Origin of the sequence: Staphylococcus sp. HMSC062A01, assembly GCF_001836805.1 — a bacterium.
In the GTDB taxonomy this organism is placed as follows: Bacteria; Bacillota; Bacilli; order Staphylococcales; family Staphylococcaceae; genus Staphylococcus; species Staphylococcus haemolyticus.
The window spans coordinates 27,624-54,022 of record NZ_KV830599.1; the positions used below are offsets into that span (position 1 = coordinate 27,624).

The 26,399-nt window shown below is 31.9% G+C and carries 24 protein-coding genes and 2 tRNA genes; 9 read left to right on the forward strand and 17 right to left on the reverse strand.

The genetic code is table 11. From position 1 onward, the window contains the following. The first annotated feature begins 45 nt into the window (after positions 1–45). The 3 genes from HMPREF2715_RS00310 to HMPREF2715_RS00320 all read left to right on the forward strand — a co-directional run bounded on the left by HMPREF2715_RS00310 (position 46) and on the right by HMPREF2715_RS00320 (position 1,024). A tRNA-Asn gene (locus tag HMPREF2715_RS00310) sits at positions 46–120 on the forward strand. 3 nt (positions 121–123) lie between these two features. Beyond that, positions 124–212, forward strand: a tRNA-Ser gene (locus HMPREF2715_RS00315). 260 nt (positions 213–472) lie between these two features. Beyond that, entirely contained in the window at positions 473–1,024 is a 552-nt protein-coding gene (locus HMPREF2715_RS00320; RefSeq protein ID WP_070839128.1) for an Ltp family lipoprotein, read from the forward strand. A gap of 47 nt (positions 1,025–1,071) precedes the next feature. Here the strand turns inward: HMPREF2715_RS00320 and HMPREF2715_RS00325 are convergent, their stop codons facing one another. Then, positions 1,072–2,061, reverse strand: a complete 990-nt coding sequence (locus HMPREF2715_RS00325; protein ID WP_070441299.1) for a lipoate--protein ligase — start codon at positions 2,059–2,061, stop codon at positions 1,072–1,074. Between the two features lie 200 nt (positions 2,062–2,261). Between HMPREF2715_RS00325 and HMPREF2715_RS00330 the strand changes: the two genes are divergently transcribed. Continuing rightward, positions 2,262–2,438 carry a YkvS family protein gene (locus HMPREF2715_RS00330; RefSeq protein ID WP_070441302.1) on the forward strand — a complete coding sequence of 59 codons (177 nt, stop codon included), beginning with the start codon at positions 2,262–2,264 and terminating at the stop codon, positions 2,436–2,438. A 16-nt stretch (positions 2,439–2,454) separates the two neighbouring features. Further along, positions 2,455–3,057, forward strand: coding sequence for a CPBP family glutamic-type intramembrane protease (locus HMPREF2715_RS00335; RefSeq protein ID WP_011276203.1), 603 nt, complete (start codon positions 2,455–2,457; stop codon positions 3,055–3,057). A gap of 83 nt (positions 3,058–3,140) precedes the next feature. Here HMPREF2715_RS00335 and HMPREF2715_RS00340 read toward each other — a convergent pair whose 3' ends face one another. From HMPREF2715_RS00340 to HMPREF2715_RS00370, 7 genes are all read right to left on the reverse strand, one after another. After that, positions 3,141–4,652, reverse strand: coding sequence for a bifunctional metallophosphatase/5'-nucleotidase (locus HMPREF2715_RS00340; RefSeq protein WP_070441306.1), 1,512 nt, complete (start codon positions 4,650–4,652; stop codon positions 3,141–3,143). Between the two features lie 113 nt (positions 4,653–4,765). Then, entirely contained in the window at positions 4,766–6,124 is a 1,359-nt protein-coding gene (locus HMPREF2715_RS00345; RefSeq protein ID WP_070581467.1) for a TrkH family potassium uptake protein, read from the reverse strand. Positions 6,125–6,142: 18 nt separating this feature from the next. Beyond that, complete coding sequence (locus tag HMPREF2715_RS00350; protein ID WP_070581468.1) at positions 6,143–8,059, reverse strand: S1C family serine protease; 1,917 nt, start codon at positions 8,057–8,059, stop codon at positions 6,143–6,145. Between the two features lie 249 nt (positions 8,060–8,308). Then, positions 8,309–9,106, reverse strand: coding sequence for a TerC family protein (locus HMPREF2715_RS00355; protein WP_070581469.1), 798 nt, complete (start codon positions 9,104–9,106; stop codon positions 8,309–8,311). A gap of 298 nt (positions 9,107–9,404) precedes the next feature. Then, positions 9,405–10,967, reverse strand: a complete 1,563-nt coding sequence (locus HMPREF2715_RS00360; protein ID WP_070581470.1) for a peptide chain release factor 3 — start codon at positions 10,965–10,967, stop codon at positions 9,405–9,407. 3 nt (positions 10,968–10,970) lie between these two features. Beyond that, positions 10,971–11,222, reverse strand: a complete 252-nt coding sequence (locus HMPREF2715_RS00365; protein ID WP_070581471.1) for a YueH family protein — start codon at positions 11,220–11,222, stop codon at positions 10,971–10,973. Then, entirely contained in the window at positions 11,212–12,696 is a 1,485-nt protein-coding gene (locus HMPREF2715_RS00370) for a UDP-N-acetylmuramoyl-L-alanyl-D-glutamate--L-lysine ligase (RefSeq protein WP_070581472.1), read from the reverse strand. The genes HMPREF2715_RS00365 and HMPREF2715_RS00370 overlap by 11 nt, the downstream gene beginning before the upstream one ends. A gap of 415 nt (positions 12,697–13,111) precedes the next feature. Here HMPREF2715_RS00370 and HMPREF2715_RS00375 point away from each other — a divergent pair, with 415 nt between their 5' ends. Both HMPREF2715_RS00375 and ltaA read left to right on the forward strand, forming a co-directional pair. Then, positions 13,112–14,287, forward strand: a complete 1,176-nt coding sequence (locus HMPREF2715_RS00375) for a diglucosyl diacylglycerol synthase (RefSeq protein ID WP_037557760.1) — start codon at positions 13,112–13,114, stop codon at positions 14,285–14,287. After that, on the forward strand, positions 14,265–15,461 hold the full coding sequence (gene ltaA / locus HMPREF2715_RS00380; protein WP_070581550.1) for a lipoteichoic acid biosynthesis MFS flippase LtaA: 1,197 nt from the start codon (positions 14,265–14,267) through the stop codon (positions 15,459–15,461). Before HMPREF2715_RS00375 ends, ltaA begins: the two co-directional genes overlap by 23 nt. A gap of 88 nt (positions 15,462–15,549) precedes the next feature. Here the strand turns inward: ltaA and HMPREF2715_RS00385 are convergent, their stop codons facing one another. Continuing rightward, the gene (locus HMPREF2715_RS00385; RefSeq protein ID WP_070581473.1) at positions 15,550–16,059 is read right to left on the reverse strand and encodes a YjcG family protein; all 510 of its coding nucleotides are present in this window, start codon (positions 16,057–16,059) and stop codon (positions 15,550–15,552) included. A 179-nt stretch (positions 16,060–16,238) separates the two neighbouring features. Then, positions 16,239–17,003: an esterase family protein gene (locus tag HMPREF2715_RS00390; protein WP_070581474.1), complete on the reverse strand. Its 765-nt coding sequence runs from the start codon at positions 17,001–17,003 to the stop codon at positions 16,239–16,241. A gap of 287 nt (positions 17,004–17,290) precedes the next feature. Here HMPREF2715_RS00390 and cozEa point away from each other — a divergent pair, with 287 nt between their 5' ends. Continuing rightward, on the forward strand, positions 17,291–18,376 hold the full coding sequence (gene cozEa / locus HMPREF2715_RS00395; protein ID WP_070441342.1) for a lipoteichoic acid biosynthesis protein CozEa: 1,086 nt from the start codon (positions 17,291–17,293) through the stop codon (positions 18,374–18,376). Between the two features lie 121 nt (positions 18,377–18,497). On the opposite strand, the gene fabI is transcribed toward cozEa, so the two are convergent. The 7 genes from fabI to HMPREF2715_RS00430 form a co-directional block, all read right to left on the reverse strand. Continuing rightward, positions 18,498–19,268 (reverse strand): enoyl-ACP reductase FabI, encoded by a 771-nt coding sequence (gene fabI / locus HMPREF2715_RS00400; RefSeq protein WP_037535483.1) that lies wholly within the window; start codon positions 19,266–19,268, stop codon positions 18,498–18,500. A gap of 365 nt (positions 19,269–19,633) precedes the next feature. Beyond that, positions 19,634–21,478 carry a monovalent cation:proton antiporter family protein gene (locus HMPREF2715_RS00405; protein WP_070581475.1) on the reverse strand — a complete coding sequence of 615 codons (1,845 nt, stop codon included), beginning with the start codon at positions 21,476–21,478 and terminating at the stop codon, positions 19,634–19,636. A 9-nt stretch (positions 21,479–21,487) separates the two neighbouring features. Beyond that, positions 21,488–22,873: a magnesium transporter gene (mgtE, locus tag HMPREF2715_RS00410; protein WP_070485483.1), complete on the reverse strand. Its 1,386-nt coding sequence runs from the start codon at positions 22,871–22,873 to the stop codon at positions 21,488–21,490. Between the two features lie 21 nt (positions 22,874–22,894). Further along, positions 22,895–23,758: an RluA family pseudouridine synthase gene (locus HMPREF2715_RS00415; RefSeq protein ID WP_070441348.1), complete on the reverse strand. Its 864-nt coding sequence runs from the start codon at positions 23,756–23,758 to the stop codon at positions 22,895–22,897. Further along, a complete protein-coding gene (locus tag HMPREF2715_RS00420; RefSeq protein WP_070441351.1) occupies positions 23,755–24,564 on the reverse strand; it encodes an NAD kinase in 810 nt (269 codons plus the stop codon). Before HMPREF2715_RS00420 ends, HMPREF2715_RS00415 begins: the two co-directional genes overlap by 4 nt. A 12-nt stretch (positions 24,565–24,576) precedes the next feature. Further along, entirely contained in the window at positions 24,577–25,206 is a 630-nt protein-coding gene (locus HMPREF2715_RS00425) for a GTP diphosphokinase (RefSeq protein WP_011276222.1), read from the reverse strand. Positions 25,207–25,222: 16 nt separating this feature from the next. Continuing rightward, positions 25,223–25,570, reverse strand: a complete 348-nt coding sequence (locus HMPREF2715_RS00430; protein WP_011276223.1) for a UPF0738 family protein — start codon at positions 25,568–25,570, stop codon at positions 25,223–25,225. 245 nt (positions 25,571–25,815) lie between these two features. Between HMPREF2715_RS00430 and HMPREF2715_RS00435 the strand changes: the two genes are divergently transcribed. Beyond that, a complete protein-coding gene (locus HMPREF2715_RS00435) occupies positions 25,816–26,397 on the forward strand; it encodes a CYTH domain-containing protein (RefSeq protein ID WP_070581476.1) in 582 nt (193 codons plus the stop codon). Positions 26,398–26,399 lie beyond the last annotated feature (2 nt).

Below are 26,399 nucleotides of genomic sequence, written 5' to 3' on the forward strand. Positions count from 1 at the left end.
ATAATATTTGTGCTCATAGAGATACATTATATAAATACATATTATTCCGCAGTAGCTCAGTGGTAGAGCTATCGGCTGTTAACCGATCGGTCGTAGGTTCGAATCCTACCTGCGGAGCCATATGGAAACGTACTCAAGTTGGCTGAAGAGGCGCCCCTGCTAAGGGTGTAGGTCGCGAGAGCGGCGCGAGGGTTCGAATCCCTCCGTTTCCGTCATTTTAAACCCTCCATTTATTGGAGGGTTTTTTACATTTCTATTTTCCACTCATAAAATCTAATTTACTCCTTTTGCATTTTCAAATAAATTATCTATTAAATTATTAATTTACTCTTTAGCATTAATTTAATGTTAAAACTTACATTAATTTAAAATATTAAAACTTTAAAATTTAAAAATATTTCGTTCCATATGTCTAATTTATATAATATACTTATTTGTATAAAATATAAATTTTAAAGGAGAATGTTAAATAATGGCTGATCGACATTTTGAGAGCAATGAAGCGCAAAGACAATGGCAACAATTTCAAGATTACCAACAGCATAAGTCCAATGAGAAAAAAGGATGGTTATGGGGATGTGGTGGTTGTGGTGGTTGCCTAGTTTTATTAATCCTTATCATAATAGGAATATCAGCTTGTACTGCTTCTTTTAGTAATTCTAATAATAGTCTTAATTCTAATAATACTGAGCAACAAAGTTCAAATGATTCTGATGCTACTAGAGAACAAAAATCGGCTCTTAATAAAGCTAAGACATATTCTGATGTTATGCACATGTCTAAACAAGGTATTTATGATCAATTAACATCTGATGCAGGAGAAAAATTCCCAGAAGATGCTGCTCAATATGCAATTGATAATCTTAAAGTTGATTATAAGAAAAATGCTTTAGAAAAAGCTAAGGATTATGCAAATCAACAAGATATGTCTAATGATGCAATTTATGATCAACTCACTTCTAGCTACGGTGAAAAGTTCACGCAAGAAGAAGCGCAATATGCTATAGATCATTTAAATAAATAAAAAATATAGCGGCTATAGGTTAAATCCTATATAGCCGCTTAGTTATATTAATAAGACATCAATTTTAAAATATCTTCTTTTTCAATAGCGCCGAAATAATGATAGAAATCAAACTCTTCCATTGCTTCTTTAATGTGATTGTAATCATGCAACACACCTACAAGTGCGTTCTCCAACTCTGTTACATCACCTTCACCAAAGAAATCTCCGAATATTCTAGCATGTTCAATTTTGCCTTTTTTAACATCAAATTTGACTTGTACAAATCCTTTTTCAAATTTTTCATCGCGTTCAAAATTATACTTAGGATTTCGACCGTAGTTCCATTCCCAGGTACGGTATTTCTCATTACTTAATGCTTCTATATTCTTCCAATCTTCGTCTGTTAACTTATATTCTTCAACTTCATGTTCACCAAAAATTGTTTTTAGAATGATTTGTTTAAAGTCATCAATTGAAATCGATTCTTCTAAAAATTCATCGATATTTGCTACACGCTTACGCACTGACTTAACACCTTTAGATTGAATTTTTTTAGGATTAACTTTCAATGCATTTTGTACTTCTCCCAAGTCACTATTTAACATTAATGTACCGTGACTAAACATTCTATCTTTAACTTTAACCATGGCATTCCCTGAAATTTTAGCTTGCCCTACTTGAATATCATTACGACCAGTCATTTCAGCATCTACACCCATTGATTGAAGTGCTTGTACAATTGGCTCTGTAAACTTTTTAAAATTATGGAAGCTATTACCGTCATCATCTGTAATAAAACTAAAATTTAGATTTCCTTGGTCATGATATACAGCGCCACCACCTGAAATACGGCGTACAACATGTATGTTATTTTCATCTACATATTGTTTATTAACCTCTTCTATAGTATTTTGATTTTTTCCGACAATGATAGACGGTCCATTTACATAAAATAGAAAGTAACTGTCATCCGAAGGTAAATGTTTTAACACGTACTCTTCCATGGCAAGGTTAATTGTAGGATCAATAATATTATTATTGCTTACAAATTTCATCTATATCTCTCCTTTGACTCTCTCGTATATGCCCTTAGTTTAGTTATGCCTTATATTTAGTTATTTTGCCAATTATTTACTCAAATTTGACATTATTTTCATAATTAAAATATTATTTGCCATTTTTAGCATATATTTGTTTATTATTATGCAAATTTTTAGTACAATATAGCCTAGTTATGAATTTAGGAGGACTCCGTATGACTGTTGCAGAAGTAGGAAATATCGTAGAATTTTATGACGGTTTAAGAGGCCGTGTTGAGAAAATTAATGACAATTCAGTTATTGTAGACTTAACAATTATGGATAACTTCAATGAATTAGACTTACCAGAAAAAACAGTTATTAATCATAGACGATATACTATCGTTGAATAAGAAGGTATACATTAAAATGAAAAATATATCAAAAGCTTTAATTTGGTTTATAGCAAGTTTCATTGTATTCCATTTGATTTTATTTGTTATGTGGGGAGAGCATCAAGAATACTGGTATCTATACACTGGTATTATGTTAATTGCAGGCATTAGTTATGTATTTTACCAAAGGGACATAGAATCTAAAAGACTTTTAACTTCTATCGGAGTTGGTATCGCTACAGGTATCGTCTTGGTTATAATACAATTAATTTTTTCATTACTTTCACCACAAATAACATATGCAGAACTTATTAAAGAATTATCAAGAACAGGTGTTTATTTCAAATGGCAAATGTTAGTGACGTTAATTTTTGTAATTCCTTGTCATGAGTTATACATGAGAACTGTTTTGCAAAAAGAACTGACTCAATTTAAATTGCCTACTTGGTTAATCATCTTGATTACTGCATTATGTTCTAGTTCTTTATTTATTTATTTAGATAAATGGTGGATAGTAGCATTTATTTTTGTAGCTCAATTAGTATTATCATTGAGTTATCAATATACGCGTCGCATCGTAACTACCTCTTTAGGACAAATTGTGGCAATTATACTATTATTAATATTTCATGGATAAAAAACTTTTCTTAGTTTTAACTAAGAAAAGTTTTTTTGAAGTAAGTTACAATTTAAATACGTTTACTTATATGAGTACTATTTTTAATACGTTACTGAAAAATTAGAGTCCAACTTTAAATAATAATTAGGTTGATTTAGCTTTTCAGCGATAAGTGAACTCATCGGTCGATCATATGTGGAATGAAGTATTGATTCATCTTCCAAGTATTGACGATAATTTCTATAACAATAATCTGTCATTGTAACTCTATACTTTTCATCTAACTCAATATTTTTTATATTAACTCTATCAAAACGAGGCGCTAACATATCTACCTCATAATCAAATCCTTGCCACAATGTACATAATGTTTCATCAATAATAGTCATACTTAATTGATCTTGCTCAAATTGAATATAAGAATAAGTATATTCAAGCATCTTTTTAATTTGATGGCCTCTAAGTGTTATATCTATTGCTTTATCAGGATGTGGATAAGCATTATAAACACCCTCATTAGTCACTATACCTTTTAATCCCTTTTCGCCATTTTTAGGCACGTTAATACAAGTAATATTATTCTCATAGGCTAAATGTAGACTATCATGTAATAATTGTATAAATGGGTGTGGACTACTTAGTAAGTCTTCCAAGCCATTAACTTGTAAATCGACTTTATTCTCTGAAACAATATCCTTTGACCAATGTTCTAAGGCTTTACGATCATAATACGTTGTCTCAAGTAATTCCTGATCTTCTGGATACTCACTTAAATTAATTACTGTAGATTCAATATCTTCTTTTTCGAACGAGTTCGTACGTTTTTTAAATTTAATTTTGACGTGTACTAACTCTTGAGCATCTTGTCCTGCTTGAACATACACTGTTTCAAAATCATTACCTATAATCGTTTGATGCTGGTGCGCTGTTATCATTAAATCGATCACACCTATTTCCTTCATTATTTTTTCCGCTTCATGAGAACCTTTTCTATGTCTTGTATTCGTTTGATTTATTTTATATAGTCCTCCATGATAGATTACAATTAAGAAGTCAGGATGTTCACTTTCATGTATATATCTAATCCAGCGTTTAGCAGATAATAGTGCTTTTTCAATACTAACCTCTTTCTCCATTTCAGCGAATTCGTTTTTCATTAATCCATCTGCAGTTAAACCTACAATTGCGATTCGAACATTATCGTATTCTTTAATTATATAAGGTGTTGAGAAGTATGGTTCCTTTGTTAATGCAAATTCTATATTCGCAGATAACCATTGAAACCTTGATAGTGATACTGCTTTAGTCAAAAATGATAATCCAAATTTAAAATCATCCGGACTTATACCACTAGCATCATACTGCATAGCATTCATTAATTTAATCATAGGATGACGTTTATAGGGTGCGACAATAGCATAATAATGCGCAGCCAATGAGCCAGCTACACTTCCCCCACTATCTAATAAAATGACTTTATCATTGTTTTCTCTAATATTTTTAACATAGGTACCAGCACGATATATATTTGATCCAAAATCTCCATTCATAAAATGACTATGCATATCGGATGTTGCCAAGATATCTATATTTATATGTTCATTTTTCTCCAATTTACACACCCCTTATTTAAAGCTAGTTTAACATTTATTAATCTGTAGTTGCTATTTATTTCTAATCAAAAAAGCATTCTCAGAATTAATAATTTCTGTGAATGCTAATCTATTTAACCAATTTGAACACGTTCTTTAGGATAATGGTATTTATCCGGTTCTTTACGTCCAGCTATCATAATAATAAATGAAATTAAACCAACACGACCTATAAACATTAATATCATTAGTATTACTTTAGTAAGTCCACTAATATCGTCTGTAACACCTAAAGATAGACCACATGTTCCAAAGGCTGACATGACTTCAAAGAATACTTGTAGAAATGTTAAATTTGTTTTTTCAGTAGCGAGAATAACAATCATACTTACGAAAGTTAGAATTGACGCCATAGTAAATACGGCGAATGAACGTTGAATATCAACTACATGTATTTCTCTATTGAATACTTTTATAGCTGTTTTTTCAGCATTATTATTAAAATTAATTACAAAGAGAATTAGTATCGCAAATGTAGTTGTACGTATACCACCACCAACTGAACTTGGAGATGAACCAATAAACATGAGGATACTCATAATTACATTCGTTGCATCACTAAAGTTTGTTACATCAATGGTTTGTAATCCAGCACTACGTGTTGTTGCAGATTGAAATAATGAATAAAATAAGGATTGATGCCAACTTAATCCTTTAAAAGCATGGTGATGTTCTAATGCTAATATGGCTAAAACACCAAAAACAAATAAAAATAGATATGTGCATGTAGTTATTTTGGTAAATAGTGAAAATCTAAAATGACTGACTCTATTCCTTACATATGCTCTGATTTCAAGTAATACAGGAAATCCTATTGATCCTAATACGATTAGAAACATGACAATCGTTTGAACAAAATAATCCTTAGCGTAAGGTATTAATGATTGCCCTGTGATATCTAGTCCACCGTTAGTTGTAGCAGAGACAGACACAAATAAACCTTGCATGAGTGCATTTTTTAAATCTGGATTATCTCTATAGAAATAAAAAGCTAATAACAATGCACCTATAAGTTCTATTGTTAATATCGTTTTGATGATTTCTAATATCAGCTTAACGGTTCCACTCATTGTATCTTTATTATTATCTAACATTATTAATTGGCGTTCGCGGATACCTATATGTTTCCCTAACACAACCCATAGTACTGTACCAATCGCCATGACGCCAATACCGCCTATATTAAGTATGATTAATATAATAATTTGGCCAAATGTTGAATATGTATCTACTATGTTAACGGGAGATAGTCCAGTAACACTAATCCCTGATACAGCAACGAATAGCGTATCGATTGGGCTAACATCAACACCATGTTTATGCACAAATGGGAGGTTTAATAATAAAAAAGCGACAACTATGGCTATCAAATAATATAAAACTATCCCCTGTTGAGGGCTAGATTTTTTAAATAACTTACTGAAAATAGACACTCATTTGTCACCTCAACATTATTTCAATTTTATTTTTATATCTTGAGATTTTCCTTCTCTATAAATTTCAGCCGACAATGTTTTTAAGTCTTGTCTATGATTAAAAATTATTTGTCTATACTGTAAATTATTTTGAATTGATTTACTATCTAATTCTACAACTACATCACCAATTTTTAAACCTGATTTTTTACCTAAACCATTTTCTTTTAACATTTCTACTACGATTCCGTTTTGAACATCTTCGGGCACTTTTAATAAATTTCTTTCATAAGGTAATAAATCTGAAACATTTTTAATTCCAATACCAGTATTAGGATATTGAATTTCACCATTTTTCTCTAATTCCTCAGCAATTTCTCGTGCATCATCAATTGGAATTGCAAAGCCCATGCCTTCAATATTAGGCATATTTATTTTTAACGATACTAAGCCTACTAATTCTCCAACTCTATTGACGACAGCACCTCCTGAATTACCTGGGTTAACTGAAGCATCAATTTGAAATGTATTAACCAATTCATCATTCTTATTATCTTTATCGAAGTCGACAGGTACTGCCCTATTTAATCCGGAAATAATACCTTTCGTCACTGTATTTTTAAAATCATTTCCAAGTGGATTACCAACAACTAGGATGGATTCACCTAGCTTTAAATGTTTTGAATGACCTATTTTAATTGGCTGCACGTTTTTATTTTTTATCGTTGCTTTAAGCACTGCAATATCTGACCACATATCTCTCCCAACAACTGTAGCAGTAGCTGTTTTATCATCATCATATGTAATGTTTACTCTTTTATTACTTCCAACTATATGTGTATTGGTTAAAATAAAAAAAGTATCGTCTACAGCTTTGTAGACGACACCTGAACCAACTTCATTATTTGAGTTTGTATTTGTTTTATCAATTGTTTGTGTTGTTATGTTCTTAGGTGTGTCATTCTCAATTGTTACCACTGATTTAACAGCTGTTTCTGCATTCTTCATTGTTGTTGTGTATTTCGTATCATTGTTACTACTTTGTTCAATACTACTATTTTGATTAATCGTTGAGATAATTGCACTAATTAGTATAACAATTAATATGATTGCAACTACTATGACTATTTTAAGCCAATGCAATTTTAAAAAGTCTTTTACTTTGTCCATCGTATCATTGCTCTTAGGCTTATCTTCTGAGTGTTCATTTTCTTCTGACTTATTAGAATGAGCTAAATTTTGACTAGATGCACTCTTTATGTCTTGATTATCTTCAACTTCATTGCTTTTATCTTTAGTATGTGAATTTAATTCCTGGTTAGAATTTTCATTAGAACTTGCTTTTTGTTCCTTTTGTTCAATTTTTCGACTTTCATTTATTTCTAAAACGTCTTTCGATGATGATTTAGTCTCTTTTTGTTTTTTAGTTTGTTCACTTTTATCAAGATGATTAACTTCACTTATATTAATATTAACTTGTTGTTTTCCTTTATTCTTTTCACCTCTACTATATTTGGGTTCTATTTCAGCATGTTTGGAAGGAGTAAAATTATTGTCTTCTTTCTCTTGTTTTTCCACTTCGTCAGTAGGTTTAGTTACCTTATCATTATTTTCTTTATGTTCATTTTTTAGTTGTTGCTCTTCAGGTAGTGTTAAATGATGCGTGTTAGTATCATTTAATTCTTGATCAGATTCATTATCAGATCGTAATTTAGCTAGATGTTGTTGCTGGTGAATTTCTTCTTGTGTTAATTTCTCAATTCTTGCTTTTCGCATGTTATCTTTAACACGTTCTTCATTAACTTTTGCTTGTTCTTGCTCTTTTTTGGCAAGTCTCTCACGTTGTTCTCTCTCACGTTCTAATCGTTCTTCGCGTTCTTCATTATGGAAATACTCATGTCGTTTTCGACGATACTGTTCACGTGGTATTACGTGTTTTTTATCATTATCCAAAGGTGTCCACTCCTATCGACTAACTCACAATCTATCATGCTAACGTTAAATTATGTTTTGTGGTTGTGGCATTATTTAATTTATTCATTAACTAAAGTTTAATATCAATATCGCCAATTAGCAATGAATTGAAGGTTCAAAATTGAATTTTTCTTATCAAATCACTAAATTGCACAATTTATAATAATAAAGCCTTTTAAACTTGATGATACACATCAAATCTAAAAGGCTCGAATCACTTATTTAATACTATTTATTGGCTTTCTTCTTGTTGCTACGTACTGACGTTAACCAACCGATTACGACTAAAAGAATCATAACTGTCCAGAAGATAGCTTGCCATAATGTACTATGAGGGAAATCTTCAGGTAAAATACCTATATCTTCATGAGCAAGTACTATAACAACTAATTTAATACCTACCCAACCTACAATTGCGAAGGCAGCTCCTTCTAATCCAGGATATTTATTTAGTAAGTCAACAAACCATGTAGCGGCAAAACGCATTAGAATAACACCGATCATTCCGCCAATAAACATTACTGAGAATTGACCTAGGTCCATGCCACCAAAATGAATGCCAACTTCAGGTAATGTTACAGCAATTGCCATCGCTGCTAACATTGAGTCAATTGCAAAAGCTATATCTGCAAATTCAACTTTTAAAACAGTGCCCCAAAATTGCATAGGTCCGACTTTTTTCTCTACGCCAGACTCGTCAAAATGATGGTCGTCACCCTCAGGTTGATCTTCATGTTTTTTGTGGAAGAATTGCCAGAGATTTCTTATTGACATAAAAATTAAATACGCGGCACCAAGTGCTTGGATAAACCAGAAATTTGCGATAATACTAATTAAGAATAAGGCAAGAAAACGGAATACAAATGCACCTAGCAAACCATAAAATAACGCTTTTTTACGTTGTTCAGGTGGTAAATGTTTTACCATAACAGCCATTACAACCGCATTATCAGCTGCTAATAGCCCTTCTAAAAATACAAGAACGAGAATTACCCATAGGTAAGGTAAAATTAAACTCGGATCCATAGTGGACAGCTCCTTTTTGTTTTAATACAAATAAAGAGACCTATGCTAAATAATAGCAAAGGTCTCACTTAGCAAATAAATGCCCACTTTACCGGAAGATAATACTTCGTAATGACGATAAAGCGCTAACCATCAAGTAGTTAATGGTCTTCAAGTTACTCCCCTCTGACAGATTGTCATAGGTATTCATTTGTTAAGTGTATTATACACTATACTTAATATAAATAAACAATTAACGTTTAACAAATTGTCTATTTAAAGAGATATTTTTAAATACCCATTATTTTCAATCATAATCTTATAAAAGACTATACAATTTAATTTCTGAGAATTTTTCTTCGAACCAGCGTGTTGCAAATTCATTTTCGAATAAAAAGACGAAATTATCATATCTATCTTTCACTAATATTGAACGAGACGTGTTCATTTTATCTTGAATATCATCTTCGTTTTCAATCCAACGCGCAATTTTTCTACCAACAGGTTCCATAACAACATCAACGTTATATTCGTTTTTTATTCGATGTTCAAACACTTCAAATTGTAATTGACCAACGGCACCTAAAATAATTTGATTAGTGTGAAGCGTTTTATAATATTGGATTGCTCCCTCTTGAACAAGCTGTTCAATTCCTTTATGGAAATGTTTTTGCTTCATTACGTTTTTAGCTGAAACTTTCATAAATATTTCCGGTGTGAATTGAGGTAAATCTTGGAAACTATATTTTTGCTTGCCACCAACTAAAGTATCTCCAATTTGATAATTACCTGTATCATATAAACCAATGATGTCTCCAGCTACTGCATGGTTAACAGTTTCTTTATCGTCAGCCATAAATGATGTTGAACGCGTAATTTTTTGTTTTTTGCTCGTACGTTGTAATGTTACATCCATACCACGTTCGAATGCACCGCTAACAACACGCATAAATGCAATTCTATCACGATGTTTAGGGTCCATATTAGCTTGAATTTTGAAAATAAATCCAGAAAATTCATCATCAAATGGGCTTACTTCAACTTCTTCATTTGTCTGACGTGCATTAGGCATCGGTGCATGATCAACATATGCATTCAAGAAGTTTTGAACACCGAAGTTAGCTAATGCAGAACCAAAGAATACGGGTGTTAATTCACCATTTAATAGCGCATCATTATCAAATTCTTCACCTGCTTCTTCTACAAGCATAAATTCTTCGATAGCTTGAGCAAATGCACTGTCATTACGAATAGCATGCTCTTCTTGTAGTTCATAATCATCATCTAAATGTAAAACATTTTCTTCATCTCTAAATGGCTCTATAGATTTAGACTCACGATCGATAATACCAAAGAAATTTTGACCCATACCAATTGGCCAGTTCATAGGGTAAGTATCAATGTTTAATGTTTCTTCAATCTCATCTAATAATTCAAATGGCTCTTTACCTACGCGGTCCAATTTATTAATGAATGTAAAAATTGGAATTCCTCTCATTTTACAAACTTTAAATAGCTTTAAAGTTTGAGGTTCAATACCTTTAGCACAGTCAATAACCATCACTGCACTATCTACTGCCATTAAAGTACGATAAGTATCTTCTGAGAAATCTTCGTGTCCTGGTGTATCTAATATATTAATTTTGTAATCATCATAGTCAAATTGCATCACTGAACTCGTTACTGAAATACCACGTTCTTGCTCCACTTTCATCCAGTCACTAGTTGCAAATTTACCTGTTTTTTTACCTTTAACTGTACCCGCTTCTCTAATTGCACCACTAAAATATAATAACTTCTCAGTCAGTGTCGTTTTACCAGCATCCGGGTGAGATATTATGGCAAACGTTTTTCTTGATTCAACTTCTTCTTTTAAACTCATCTATTAATCTCCTTTAAAATCATTCACAATCCAGTTTGTTAAATTCGAAGCAATTTTGTTTGCTTCATTTTCCTCGATAAAAGCAAATAATTGCATTACCAATTCTTCCTTAACCTCATTACTGTCCATATCCAAATCAAGTTCTATTGACCAAAATATATCTGGAATAGCCAACATGATTTGATTTTTATCTTCAATTATATAAAAGTAAACATTAACAATTTCGTCATTTATAGATAATTGTTTAATTTTCACTTGGGCCACCGCCAAATTTTTTGTATGCCGCTTCAAGTCCAATTAAATCATCTCTATGTGGCACTTTAATATGTCCAGGCATGATTTGATATGGTTCTCTTCCTTTAGAAGCTAATACAACTGTATCGCCCGGTACAGCTATATCAATGGCATGTTTGATCCCTTCAGCTCTGTCATCAAATTCAACATAACGATCATGAGTTGCGCCTTTTGCTAGTTCAGCAGTCAACATTTTTGGATTATCATTAGCAGGATTATCTGGCGTAAATATTACGTAATCTGCTCTACAAGCTACTGCGCCCATTTCAGGTGTTTTAGTTAAGTCACGTTCTCCAGCCATTCCAATTAAAAAGATTAATTTTTGTTTCACGAAGGGTTTTACTGCATCTATAAGTTTATTCATTCCGTCAGCAGTATGCGCATAGTCAATAATTAAATCAATTGGTAGCGAAGGATCTAGAACTTCCAAACGCCCTTCAACTGGCTCTAAATTCTCAACTACTCTGACGATATCTTCCATAGATATTCCTTTACTCCAGACGGCAATCATGGCAGCCATAATATTTGAAATATTAAATTTACCTACATATGGTGTTTTAACACTGTATGTACCTATAGGCGTATCGAAATCAAATTGAACACCTTGTAAAGATTCTTGAATATTTTTAGCCATAAATTGAGCGTCATGGTCTATTCCATATGTAAATATTTCATATGGTGTAACTGATGCTAAATATTTGGAGAAATCATCATCATTATTTAAAACTGCATATTTCTCTTTCGATAAGTCTTCTCCCAGTTGACTAAATAACAATGATTTAGCATGTCCATAGGCTTCCATTGTGCCATGAAAATCTAAATGGTCTTGAGTTAAATTTGAGAATATCGCAACATCAAATTCTACACCTCTTAATCGCCCTAGTGATAAACCGTGACTAGATACTTCCATAGTCATAGCTTCCGCATTTTCATCAACCGCTTGCTTAATCTTTTTAGTTAAAGACACTGTTTCTGGTGTTGTATTGGCACCTTTAGTTTTATGTTCATTTATTTGGAAACCATTTGTTCCTAAATATGCGCTTCCTTTACCTAAACCTCTATAAATAAGATGAATCATAGTAGCAATTGAAGTTTTGCCATTAGTGCCTGTTACACCTATTGTAGTTAATTGATGGCTAGGATAATCATATAAAGTATGTGCTAACAGGCTAGCAACTCTTAATGTATCTGGTACGATAACCTGCGTCACGTCACTGTTAATGTCTTGTTGATGGTTAACCACAATGACTTTTGCACCTTGATCAACAACATTTTGACAAAATTTATGGCTATCAACTGTATAGCCTTTTGATGCGACGAATATACTCCCTTCACTAGCGGTACGTGAATCTGTAGTGATATCAGTAACATTTATATCTAAAGTACCTATTACTTGTTTAACTCGTATTTTTTCGAACAACTCATTCGCATTCAAAATGTATCGCTCCTTTTTTTACAATAATTTTATTATACACGTTTTGAAGTTGTTGATAAATTTATAATCATTAAAATATTGATTAGATTTAATACGAACTTGATATGTTTTACACCTCAAACTAAAGATTTCATTAATATAATTGAAGGAATTATTAATTAATAGTTAATTATTTTAAAATTTCCTATATATATCACTTTAATTCAATACTTTTAAATCTATTAATGCTAGGATAGTTATATAAAGATGATGTTAAATTCCTTAATATGCTATAATGCACTATAAATGAATTTTATACTTTCAAAAAAGGGTATATATATTATGATAACTATGCAAGTATGTTTATTGCTACTATAGTTAAATCAGAATAAGTTATTGCGTGTTTTAAATTTAAATTAATGGAGGGTGACTATTAATGGTTACTCAAAATAAAAAGATATTGATTATTACCGGCTCATTTGGAAATGGACATTTACAAGTGACACAAAGTGTTGTTAATCAACTCAATGAAATGAACTTGTCTCATCTATCAGTTATTGAGCATGATTTGTTTATGGAAGCACACCCAATCTTAACTTCTATTTGCAAAAAATGGTATATCAATAGCTTTAAGTATTTTAGAAATATGTATAAAAACTTTTATTATAGTCGCCCTGATGAATTAGATAAATGTTTTTATAAATATTATGGATTAAATAAATTAATCAATCTACTACTTAAAGAAAAACCAGACTTAATCTTATTGACATTCCCTACTCCAGTAATGTCAGTGCTAACAGAGCAATTTAACATAAATATTCCAATCGCAACTGTTATGACAGATTACCGTCTACAAAAAAACTGGATAACGCCTAACTCTCATAGATATTATGTAGCTACTGACGATACCAAACGTGATTTCGTAAATGTTGGTATCCCTGCTTCTGATATAAAAGTGACTGGAATACCTATTTCCGATAAATTTGAATCTGACATCGATAAAGTTGCTTGGTTGAAGAAACATAATTTAAATCCTGATAAACCAACTATTCTGATGTCTGCCGGGGCATTTGGTGTATCAAAAGGATTTGACTATATGATTGATAACATCCTTCAGAAAAGTCCACAATCACAAATCGTAATGGTTTGTGGTCGTAGCAAAGGGTTAAAACGTACTTTAGAAATGCAATTTAAATCATATGACAATGTCCTTATTCTAGGATATACAAAACATATGAATGAATGGATGGCATCAAGTCAACTTATGATTACAAAACCAGGTGGCATAACGATTTCCGAAGGTTTAACACGTAGTTTACCAATGATCTTCTTGAATCCGGCTCCAGGTCAAGAGCTTGAAAATGCATTATATTTCCAAGATAAATCATATGGCAAAATCGCGAATACACCTGAAGAAGCTATAGATATTGTTTCTGATTTAACAAATCACGAGTACCGCTTACAAGCTATGACTAATAAAATGACTGAAGAAAAGGTTAACCATTCAACTTATAGACTATGTACCGATTTATTAAATATCTTAGACAGTTCATCACAACAACAAGAAATATATGGAAAGGTTCCTTTATATGCCAGATTCTTCGTTAAGTAATAAAGGAATTAGTAAGAACTTCAAGATAATGCTCGTTATTTTGTTCTTAATGGAGTTTGCACGGGGAATGTATGTATTAAGTTACGTTAATTATTTACCAACCGTTACCTCTATTGCTGTTGCAGTGACTTCAGCGGCATTATCAATTCACTTTATATCCGATGCGGCAACGAATTTTGTCATCGGATTTCTTTTGAAAAAATTTGGTACTAAGCTAGTATTAACCTTAGGTTTTTTATTAGCTTTTATTAGTTTATTCTTAGTCATTTGGTTCCCAACTAATCCAATAGTTATCATTTTGAGTGCTATCATGTTGGGTATTGCTGTTAGTCCTATATGGGTTATCATGTTATCTAGTGTAGAGGAAGCACAACGTGGTAAACAAATGGGCTATGTTTACTTTGCTTGGTTATTAGGATTACTCGTAGGATGGGCATTTATGAATGTTCTAGTTAAATTACATCCTACTCGATTTGCATTTATGATGTCACTTGTTGTAGTCATTGCATGGGTATTGTATTATTTTGTTGATATTAAATTAACAAATTACAATACTAAACCTGTTAGTGAACAATTAGAACAAATCGTTAATGTTATGAAACGTCACTTAGTGTTATTCCCTGGTATTTTATTACAAGGTGCTTCTATTTCAGCATTACTACCTATACTACCTACATATGCTACAAAGGTAGTAGGCGTAAGTACTATTGAGTATACCATTGCCATCGCTATAGGTGGCGCCGGTTGTGCCTTTGCAATGTTATTTTTATCTAAGATTATTGATAAAAATAGTAACGGCTTTATGTATGCAGTTATTTTTACAGGCTTTATACTATTCACAGCGTTTATCTTTGGTTTATCTTTAGTAACAAATATCCTTATCGTTTGGATTGTAGCGATATTTATAGGTTTAATGTATGGGATATTATTGCCTGCATGGAATACATTTATGGCAGGGCAAATTGAACCCGCTGAACAAGAAGAAACTTGGGGCGTATTTAATAGTGTTCAAGGATTTGGTTCTATGATAGGTCCTTTATTTGGAGGCTTAATCGCTCAGTTTTCTAATGGTTTAAATAATACATTTTATTTTTCTGCAACAATCTTTTTAGTATTAGCGATATTCTACGGTGTTTATTTTGTAAAGTATCGAGGCAAAGCAAATCGTTTCTAATAAAAAGTAGATAAAATACTAAAAATCTAGTTAATGTACATCATACATTGTACATTAGCTAGATTTTTATTTTACATATTATTTAATTTTACGCTAACTTGAAAGAATCAATCACTTTCCATTTATCCTCTTCTTCGTCATAGCGTAATAATGATAGTTCTTCAATTTTTTCTTTAAGGTCTACCCCTACTAATTCTACTTGACCAAATATATCCTCGAATTCTTGGCTTGTTAAACCTTGAGCAATCGTAAAGTGTGGCACGAATGGATGCTCAGCTTCACCATGAAAATCTTCAGTATTAAATAAATTGAAAAGTTGTTCTAATTCATCAGTTTTAGCAACTTTAAAATAAATTACATTGTTAGTTGGTTTAAAGCTTGAAGCTTTTGTAGCATGAACATCTACAGGTCCAAAACCTTCTAATCTTTTTTTAACTTCTTCTTTTACTGAATCTAATTCATCATCATTGATTTCAAAGTGTGATTTGATCGTAATATGAGGCATGATACGTGCATACTCAGTATCATAACGTTTACGATAACCATTCACTTCATCTTGAAATGATTTTGACGGAATTAATGCTAATCCTATATTCATTGAAATTCCTCCTTTGTTTAACATATTACTATTATAGCAAAATTCTATATATTACGTTATTAGTTAGCAGAATTTTTTGAAAATGTTTACATTATCTAAACATTTTATTTCGTAGTATTGTACATTTAATTATCTCAATTAAATCTTAGCATTGATGATACTATTAAAAATACAAGTAATTAAACTTCATTTGACTCTTGTGTAATTACTTCATCGCTTAAATAATATTTAAGTATGTCTGATAATAGCGGTTTCCAAGATTTCCAGTTATGTCCACCCTCAAATTCTAAATAATGATATGTGAGCTCTTTGTCTTTAATGACTGTTGCTAAATCTCTATTTGGTGTTAAAAAGTTTGCACGTTCTCCAGTTGTTGGCAAAGCAAAATCTTCTTCTTCTAAACCAATAGCGTGCCAAATAGACAATTCACTATATTGTATACACTTATTAAATTTATCTATTACAATTTCATCTGAATGCGGGCTAAGCATTGCTACTTGACTGAAAATAGTTGGGTAAGTCAATGCGGTTAAAAGTGCTATACTACCAGCAAGACTATCTCCTATTAAAATTCTGGCATTACCTACTTTATAAGTTGGAAACGTCTTATCAATAAATGGCAGCAATTCTTTACCAATAGCTTGTACGGTTTTATGACTTCTAGTACCCTGTGGATGAAATTCTTCTCTACGTTTATCAACATCTTCATAATGAAATCCAACTATAATGGCTCGTTGAATTTCATCTTCTCTTCTCAACCGTTCATATTCACGTTGAAGTCTTCCAAATCTTAAAAAATCTAGCCCGTCAAAACATATAATGACTTGATACTTAAATAATTCAGAGTAATCTTCAGGCAAATATACTGATAATGTAACATCTCTTTCTAAGATATTACTATGTAATATATATTTATTAATTTTGCCTGATTTGAAATTCGACATAATATTGACGCCCCCTAAATAGAATATACTTATTGTATCAAGATAATGATGACTTTTAAATCTCTGATAAAAATCTAATGTTTCATACTCACGAAATTTGGTAATTTATACATAGTTATAACACTTTTTTCAAAATGTAGCTCTATATTTATTAATTACAATATTAAATATGAACTTCATTAATCTCAGTGTATCTCTCTAGAAGTCAAAATTTCCCTTTTTAACGCGTCTTAATTGATATATACTAATTAAATAATGATCAAATGAAAATAGGAGGACGTAAGCTTATGCTTAACAAAGTTTGGTTCCGAACAGGAATTGCCCTAGTTATCTTGTTCGTGCTAATTAAATTGTTTATGGAAGTACAAAGTGTTTTTGCACCTATTGTAACCATTATCGGTTCTGTATTTCTTCCATTTATGATTAGCGGATTTTTATTCTATATCTGCTTACCTTTCCAAAGTATTCTTGAAAAGTGGGGTTTCCCGCGTTGGGCAAGTATCACTACAATTTTTATTGGTTTAATTGCTATTATTGCTATCGTAGTCGCATTTATAGCACCAATTATTATCTCTAACGTGAATAGTTTAATCAAAGCAACACCATCACTGCAAAAAGAAGCTGAACAAATTGTTAACTTCTCACTTACGCAAATGGATAAACTTCCAAGCGATGTAACAGATAGAATTAATTCTGCTGTAAAATCAATTGGTGATAGTATGACTGGAATTTTGGCTAATTCATTTACATACTTAACGTCATTTATTTCAACTGTCTTCTTACTTATCATGGTACCGTTCTTCTTAATTTACATGTTAAAAGATCATGAAAAATTTATTCCTGCTCTTGCTAAATTTTTCAAGGGAGAACGTAAAGTATTTGTAGTCGACTTAATGAAAGATTTAAACTTCACATTAAAATCATACATTCAAGGACAAGTGACTGTAAGTGTTATTTTAGGTGTCATTTTATATATTGGTTATACCATTATTGGTTTACCATATACACCTTTATTAGTACTATTTGCTGGTGTAGCTAACCTAATACCTTTCTTAGGACCATGGTTATCATTTGCACCTGCAGCTGTGCTCGGTATCATAGATAGTCCTACTACATTTATTTGGGTTTGTGTTGTTACATTAATCGCTCAACAACTTGAGGGTAATGTGATTACACCAAATGTTATGGGTAAATCTTTAAGTATTCACCCACTTACAATAATTGTTGTTATTTTAGCCGCAGGAGATTTAGGTGGTTTCACACTTATTTTAATTGCCGTACCACTCTATGCAGTACTTAAGACTATTGCGAGCAATGTCTTTAAATATCGTCAACGCATTATTGATAAAGCTAATAGCGACGTTAAAGACTAGATTAATATAAATTTAAAAAACGTTTCAGGAGTGAACTTGAATTTACAATGCATTCAAGTTCACTTCTTTTTGTAAACAAAAAAACTTGGTGCTATACACACCAAGTAATTGAATTAATTTATTATTTTATTGCGTGGAAACCACTATCTACATGGATATTCTCACCAGTTACGCCACTTGAGAAATCACTCAATAAGTAAGCAGCTGTTTTACCTACTTCTTCTTGATCCACGTTTCGTCTTAATGGTGCACGTTCTTCAATTTCTTTAAGGATTGTGTTGAAACCACCAACACCTTTAGCACTTAATGTACGAATTGGACCAGCAGAAATAGCATTTACTCGAATGTTGTCCGGGCCTAAATCATAAGCTAAATATTTAACATTAGCTTCTAAACTTGCTTTAGCTACACCCATTACATTATAGTTTTGAACGGCAAATTCACCACCAAGGTATGTTGTTGCAACAATACTACCACCGTTTGGCATTATTTTCTTCGCTTCGTGCGCAACAATTGTTAATGAATATGAACTGATATCTTGCGCAAGTAAGAAACCTTCACGTGATGTTTCAGAGAAACGTCCACGTAAGTCTTCAATATTTGCAAATGCGATAGAGTGATAAACGCCATCAATATTGCCTACTTCTTCGCCAATTTTAGCGAAACCATTTACTACATCTTCATCTTTTTGAACATCGATTTGATATAATTTTGGATCTTCTTGGTTTAATTGTTCTAATAATTTTTCTAATTCTTTGCGGCTACGGTCTTTACGATATGTGAAAACAAGTTTAGCCCCTAATTGATCTAATACCTTTGCAACACCAAATCCGATACTACGTTTATTAGCAATACCCATAATTACGAAGGTTTTATTTTCAAGATTAATCATTCGAAATAACTCCTTAATCATCGTTTTTTATATCTTAATCTCACTGTACAAACAATGTAGACTAATCTAACGTTATCATTTTACCATTTTTGCTTCATAATGATAAAGCAATATTATTACCTGGTCATACATGAGAGCTTGGTCCATAAATAATATAATGATGCTATTTTTCAAATTCGCAGAAGCTGACTGAACTGAGAGAGCCAAAAAATTGCGTATTCTCAGTTATAGTCATCCTCTCGAGCGGTGCCCTAGAAAGAAAGATTTTTATAAAGAAATTTTACAAGATAAACAAGTTGGGGTGGGACCATGAATTTAAAAAGAATTCTGTCCCACCCCTGACGCCTGTTATTGATTTTTCTAAATCAATAATAAAATTCTAGATCTGATTTTAATTCATCTACGTATTCTTTTGAACCCGTTACGATAAGTCTATCTTTGTATCTAAGTTGTGTATCACCATGAGGCACGATTGATTCATTATTACGAATAATTCGAACGAAGATAATATCTCCACCAAATGGGAAATTACGTAGTTGAATATTTTCATATTGATGATTTAACATTTCAATTTCATACAATGATGTTTCAACATTGCTTAAAATGTTTAACATATTTGGTGTTTCAATTAAGCCTTGTAGGAAGATTTTATTACTAATGAAATTACTGAATACTTCAATACCTTCACCTTTCATTTCTTCATCTTCGTTACTATTTTCAAGTCGACAAATTACGCGTTTAACATCATGTGCTTTGGCTAATTTTGCCACATCACGGTTAAGACTATCATCATTAGCAGAACAAACTACGATGTCTTGATTGAATAGCCCTAATCTTTCTAGGAGTTGTTCTTCATAATTCGCTATTTCTACAACAGTTATATGGTCAGATAAATTACGCTTATCTCCTAAATCTTTGCGATAATATAATGTCACATTATATAAGTGTGGTGACAAGTTTTGCACAATTGGAATCGTCAATTGATTCTTGCCAATTAATGCAATATCAATTTTACGATTAGCCTCATCTGGAATTGGAAACACTTTCTTGAAAATAATCGGTACAAACAAACACGTGATGATTGCACTTAAAATCAAAATGCCTGACATTTCAGATGATATTGTATTTAATTGCTCTGCAATTTTAGCAGATGCTATAACTAATGATAATGTTGAAGTAAGTAAAAATGCTGATGCTATCGTTGTCTTATTATCAAACCAACGTCTAATAAAGAAAACTGGAATTAATTTTGAAATAATAAAAGCTAGAATGAGCACTGGAATAATTAATAATAATGATGGTTCTTTAATTAATGACGGAATATTTAAATCAACACCAACCATAATAAAGAAGATTGGTATAAAGAACCCGTATCCAAATGAATCGAGTGTATGCACTAATTCTTCATCTGGTTTCAGTAAGGATACAACCACACCAGCTAAGAATGCGCCTAGTATATATTCAGCACCTACACCCTCTGCAAGTGCAACTAATAGAATAATTAATGCAAAGATTGCTCTTATACCTATTTGTGTAGTACCACCAATTAAGCGATGTAAAAATTTCATACGCTTAAATACAACACCTAGTATATAGAAAATAGCAGTAAATACAAGTAAAATTGCTGAAAGCCAAACTGAACCATTACCACTACCATTGATACCACCGTAAATAGTTAACAGTACCATCGTTACTAGGTCAGCCAATACGGCTACTAATAATATAAATTGACCGATAGTTGTACGCATTATATTCATTTCTTTTAAAGTAGGCACTACGACACCTAGTGATATCGTTGATATGATAATTATCATTAATAACACATCATCTACGAGTCCTAACCATTTGAACGCGTAAGCTAATATTACTGATATAATCATAATAAATGCGAATACGGTTAGCGCTAAATTAAGATGGCTTGGTACATCTTTTTCATGTTTGTTCGTACCTTGTCGATTTCTCTTATCTTTTTTAAAAGTGCTAAAGTCAATCTCTAAACCACTTAAAAACATTAAAAAGATAAAGCCCAACGTTGATAATATATTAAGCATACTATCTTTATGTACTAGATTTAAGAAAGACTGTCCAATAATAATACCCATGATGATTTCGGCTACAACCACTGGTAAAAAATTGATGTTCAGTCTATTTATAATAATTGGTGTAAAAAATGCTGCTAGAACTACAATGACTAGTGAAAAGAACTCCATTTTGTCCCCCTATGTTAAATATGACATGAATGTTGTTGCTAAACCAAAGTAAATTAACATACTTACAATATCATTAATTGTTGTAATAAATGGTCCGCTGGCTACGGCTGGATCAATATTCAGTTTATTCATAAATAACGGAATCATAGAACCAACTAACGTACCAACCGTCATTGCAATAGTAAGACTGCCTCCAACTATTAGTGCTAAAAATGGTTGTCTATATATAACAACGATGATAATAAATAAAACAGTGGCACAAACTAATCCTGAAAGCAAGCCACTTCCCGCTTCTCTCAATGCAACCTTAAATTTACTTTGTTCATCAATTTCCCCAGTAGAGATATTACGTACAGACACCGCAAGTGATTGTGTACCAGAATTTCCGGACATACCACTAATAATAGGTATAAATGCAGCTAATAATGCAACTTGTGATAATGTTGCCTCAAAACCACCTAATATAGTAGCGGTAATCATTCCTAAAAATGTAAGAATGATAAGCCACGGTAATCGTTTAGTAGCAGTCTTCACAACAGAATCATTTGTTGAGTCAATATCAGATACCCCAGCTAAACGAGAGTAGTCTTCACTTGCCTCTTCATCCATAACATCTAGAATATCATCAATTGTAATAATACCAAGTAAATGTTGTTGATAATCTATTACTGGCATTGCAATAAAGTCATAGTCTCTCATCTTTTGAGCTACATCTTCTTGGTCATCTGCTACATTAACGCTAATCACACGCCCACTCATTATATCCTCTATATATGCATCATTTTCAGCTACAATTAAATCTCTTAAAGATAATACTCCAACTAATTGTCCATCGGTATTAATGGCAAAAATAACATAAATCGTTTCGGCATCTGGTGCTTGTTCTTTTACTAACATTAATGCTTCTTTAACTGGAGTATTGGCATCTAATGAGATATATTCCGTCGTCATGATACCGCCAGCTGTATCTTCTTCATAATGTAATAGATGCTTAATTTCATTAGCATCGTCACGGTTCATTAACGTTAGCAAACTAGCTACTTTCGGTTTCGAAAGTTCATTTAATATATCTACAGCATTATCCGAAGACATCTCTTCTAAAACTTTACTAGCATAATGTGCATTCATCGTATCAAAAAGGTCCTCATATGCTTCATCATCTATTTCTAATTGTTCAAAGAATTCCCCTACTTCTTGAGGTGATAAAAATTCAAATATCTTTTGTCTATTTTCATTCGTAGTGTCTTCAAAATATTCACTTTGTTCATATTCGTGCATTGCTAGAAATTCTTCTCTAAAACGATCAATATCGTCTTGTTTTAATAGATCATCTAACAAATTTTGGTTATACACTTCGTCAGTATTATAGTCATTATTTTCTGTTTCTAATGACAACGTCAACACCTCCAAATCTTATTATAATTCTGCAAAAATGTTTTGTAGCCATTTATAATCTATTTCTATCTCAATTTCTCTATTATAAATTGGATGTATGAATGTCACTTTATAGCATTGTAAAGATTGCGTATGAATTTCAGGATGACTTCCTTCATATAAATCATCACCAACAAGAGGATGTCCTATATAATTAAAATGAACGCGTATTTGATGCGTTCTTCCAGTATGTAATTTAATTTCACATAAGCTCGCTTCAGGTTTGGCCATTACTGTTTCATATGAAGTCTTTGCGTATTTTCCTGAAGCATCAACTTTCCTAGTAATAATACTCTGGCTATCTCTAGCAATCGGTTCTTCTATAACACCATTCAATAGCATTTGACCATAACATACACACATATACCTTTTATCTATTGCACTCGTCGTCATTAAATGATGGATATGCCCATGCTTAGTAAATATTACAATGCCTCTAGTGTTACGGTCTAAACGTGTAACAATATGCGGTACGATCAATGTATCGATTAACTGACCAACATTTAAATAATAAAGTACACGTTCTATCAAACTATCGTGCGGATGTTCTCTTGACGGAGTGCTATTTAAATAGTTTGGTTTTGACACAATAATTAAATAATCATCTTCATACAATATTTCAATTGGATTACGTGATGGAATCAAATATGAGCTAGGTGTTTCATCAGGTAACGCAATAGTTAACTCATCACCTGGCATCATCATTTTTCTGACAGTTGCATGACTGTTATTAATAATTAAAGCGCCATTATGTTTAATGGCGCTAATTGTCTTTTTAGAATATTGATGACGCTGCAAAAAAGACTTAAGCATTTCATTATGCTGTATCACGTATTCAAATTTCATCGTCCATCTTCACTTTCAATGAAAGAATCATGTACTCTTTTCCAAAATGGGAAAGGTCTAAATCTAGCAAAACGCACTTTCTCATTAGCCACTCTAAACTGAATACCATTGACATTTTTATGTTTTAAACTAACATGATCAATTGTTGTTAAAATGGTATCATGATTAACAGGTGTAATTAAACATGTATGATGCTTTGGCAAAACAAGTGGTGAACCCACTGTTCTAAATACTCTATTATTGATAGAGGCTATTTCTGCAATCTGCATAGCTTCAAGTGAGGGATGTATTAGTGCTCCACCTAATGCCTTATTATAAGCAGTTGAACCTGAAGGAGTTGATATACATAAACCGTCACCTCTAAAACGTTCAAATTGCTTACCACGAATGCCCACATCAACTACAAGTGTTGAACCATTTTCCGTTTTCATTGTTGCTTCATTTAAAGCTAAATAACGTGTTTCGTAACCATTATCATTGTATCTGACAATAATTTCTAATAATGGATATTCAATGACTTGAAATTCAGAGTTATTAATTTCAATAATTAATTTCTCAACTTCATGAGGTAACCAATCAGCATAAAAACCTAAATGTCCTGTATGTACACCTACAAATGCCACTTGAGAAAGCATGTGGCTGTATTGATGAAAGGCTTGTAATAAAGTTCCATCTCCACCTACAGAAATAACAATTTCTGGATTAACGGAATCTTCTACCATGTGGAAATCTTTCATATGATTTATCATTTTATGCTTTAAAGCATTGGATTTTGAATCACCTTTAGACAAGATAGTATAACGCATCCCCACACCTCATTAGTCATGTTTTTTTGCACGTTTTTGAGAATAATATTTCTGTGCTTCTTGAATTTCATCTTTAATCTCAGACATCTCTTCATCTAGAAGATATGCCGCTTCAGCTGCACGCTCAAGACGATGCTGAATTTCCGCTGGATAATCCCCGTCATATTTATATCTTAATGTATGCTCAATTGTAGCCCAGAAATTCATTGCTAATGTTCGTATTTGTATTTCCGCTAAAATAGCTTTCTGACCGTTTAATGTTTCAATTGGATATTCAATAATCACATGATATGAACGATAACCACTTTGTTTTGTGTTATTGATGTAGTCACGTTCCTCAATCACTTTGAAATCTTGTCGTTGTCTAAGCATATTAACAACCACATCGATATCGTCCACAAATTGACACATCATTCTAAGACCAGCAATGTCGTACATCTCTTCACGTAGTCTATCAAATGGTATCCCCCTTTTATTCGCCTTATCAATAATACTCGTAATTGGTTTTACTCGACCAGTAACGAATTCAATGGGTGAAGCATCTTCTCCAACTTCATATTGCTTACGCAAACCTTTTAATTTTACCTTTAATTCATCAACGGCTTGTTTATATGGTGTTAAAAATTGATCCCATTGATTCATATTGTTTCACTCCGCTTCACTTTAGGTCAAAAGTTTCTTCAACAGCTGAAACAAACTCCTTACCATAGTTATTATTTCCTTCAACATTCTCAAGTATGTAATCTAATTCCTCTTGAAAATGTTCTAAAACCAAGTCATCGTTTACTATTAGTTTCTTGCCTCTATTCTCATGCAACATGGACCATGTTTCTTGAACGAAAATCAAGTAATCATATGATTGTCCGTCATCTAATAAGTAGGCAAATCCGTAATTATCACTATCAACAAGCATTTGTCCTACTTCTACTAATCCATCAGTTGGATCTTCTGAGTAGCAATAAATGCCATCATCTTTAATTTTAATTTCATTTACATAAATACGCATGCTTGTTCCTCCTTATTATTCTTTATTAGTTTAACATAATTTAACTGTATAACACACGTTTGAAATGCACTTCTTACTCGTCTATACACTATTGAACGAAGCTCATTATGTTGTGACAAATCAAATCAATTTATAAACTATACTTATGTACTCAGATTTACTCTTTCATTCATATATAATTACTTTAAATATTTATATAACTCAGTCATAATGAACTAAAATAAATGGATTTAGAGGTGCAAATTATGGCAGCAAATAATGAAATAGAATTCAAACAATTACTAAGTAAAGATGTGTACGATAAATTTAAATATACTTTTTTTGAACATAAAGAACCTTTTATTCAAATAAACTACTATATTGATACTCCTAACTTCATATTGCGAGATCATAAATCTGCATTACGAATCCGTGTTAAAAACGACACATATGAAATGACCTTAAAAGTGCCAGCCGACGTAGGTTTGATGGAATATAATCATATGGTCAAATATATACCTAAAACAGGTGATATAATATCCAATAACTCACTACCAGAAGATATACGAGAAATTGTCGAATCATATGGTATTAATGACAATGAATTAACTATATTAGGCGCATTGAGAACAGCTCGTTTAGAAACGAACTATAAAAATGAATTGTTAGTATTAGATCGAAGTGATTATTTCGACAAAGTTGATTATGAGTTAGAATTTGAAGTTACTGACTATAACAATGGATTGAAAAAATTCCATAGTTTATTAGAAGAATTTAATCTTAAGCACACCGTACCTAACAATAAAGTTCAACGTTTCTTTGACTATAAGAATCAAATTGACAAGTAGCA

Bases quoted from the DNA above. Each gene is read 5' to 3' on its own strand.
- HMPREF2715_RS00320 (WP_070839128.1), top strand. From the start codon at position 473: ATGGCTGATCGACATTTTGAGAGCAATGAAGCGCAAAGACAATGGCAA.
- HMPREF2715_RS00325 (WP_070441299.1), bottom strand. From the start codon at position 2,061: ATGAAATTTGTAAGCAATAATAATATTATTGATCCTACAATTAACCTT.
- HMPREF2715_RS00330 (WP_070441302.1), top strand. From the start codon at position 2,262: ATGACTGTTGCAGAAGTAGGAAATATCGTAGAATTTTATGACGGTTTA.
- HMPREF2715_RS00335 (WP_011276203.1), top strand. From the start codon at position 2,455: ATGAAAAATATATCAAAAGCTTTAATTTGGTTTATAGCAAGTTTCATT.
- HMPREF2715_RS00355 (WP_070581469.1), bottom strand. From the start codon at position 9,106: ATGGATCCGAGTTTAATTTTACCTTACCTATGGGTAATTCTCGTTCTT.
- HMPREF2715_RS00360 (WP_070581470.1), bottom strand. From the start codon at position 10,967: ATGAGTTTAAAAGAAGAAGTTGAATCAAGAAAAACGTTTGCCATAATA.
- HMPREF2715_RS00375 (WP_037557760.1), top strand. From the start codon at position 13,112: ATGGTTACTCAAAATAAAAAGATATTGATTATTACCGGCTCATTTGGA.
- ltaA (WP_070581550.1), top strand. From the start codon at position 14,265: ATGCCAGATTCTTCGTTAAGTAATAAAGGAATTAGTAAGAACTTCAAG.
- HMPREF2715_RS00385 (WP_070581473.1), bottom strand. From the start codon at position 16,059: ATGAATATAGGATTAGCATTAATTCCGTCAAAATCATTTCAAGATGAA.
- HMPREF2715_RS00390 (WP_070581474.1), bottom strand. From the start codon at position 17,003: ATGTCGAATTTCAAATCAGGCAAAATTAATAAATATATATTACATAGT.
- cozEa (WP_070441342.1), top strand. From the start codon at position 17,291: ATGCTTAACAAAGTTTGGTTCCGAACAGGAATTGCCCTAGTTATCTTG.
- fabI (WP_037535483.1), bottom strand. From the start codon at position 19,268: ATGATTAATCTTGAAAATAAAACCTTCGTAATTATGGGTATTGCTAAT.
- HMPREF2715_RS00405 (WP_070581475.1), bottom strand. From the start codon at position 21,478: ATGGAGTTCTTTTCACTAGTCATTGTAGTTCTAGCAGCATTTTTTACA.
- HMPREF2715_RS00415 (WP_070441348.1), bottom strand. From the start codon at position 23,758: ATGAAATTTGAATACGTGATACAGCATAATGAAATGCTTAAGTCTTTT.
- HMPREF2715_RS00420 (WP_070441351.1), bottom strand. From the start codon at position 24,564: ATGCGTTATACTATCTTGTCTAAAGGTGATTCAAAATCCAATGCTTTA.
- HMPREF2715_RS00425 (WP_011276222.1), bottom strand. From the start codon at position 25,206: ATGAATCAATGGGATCAATTTTTAACACCATATAAACAAGCCGTTGAT.
- HMPREF2715_RS00430 (WP_011276223.1), bottom strand. From the start codon at position 25,570: ATGCGTATTTATGTAAATGAAATTAAAATTAAAGATGATGGCATTTAT.
- HMPREF2715_RS00435 (WP_070581476.1), top strand. From the start codon at position 25,816: ATGGCAGCAAATAATGAAATAGAATTCAAACAATTACTAAGTAAAGAT.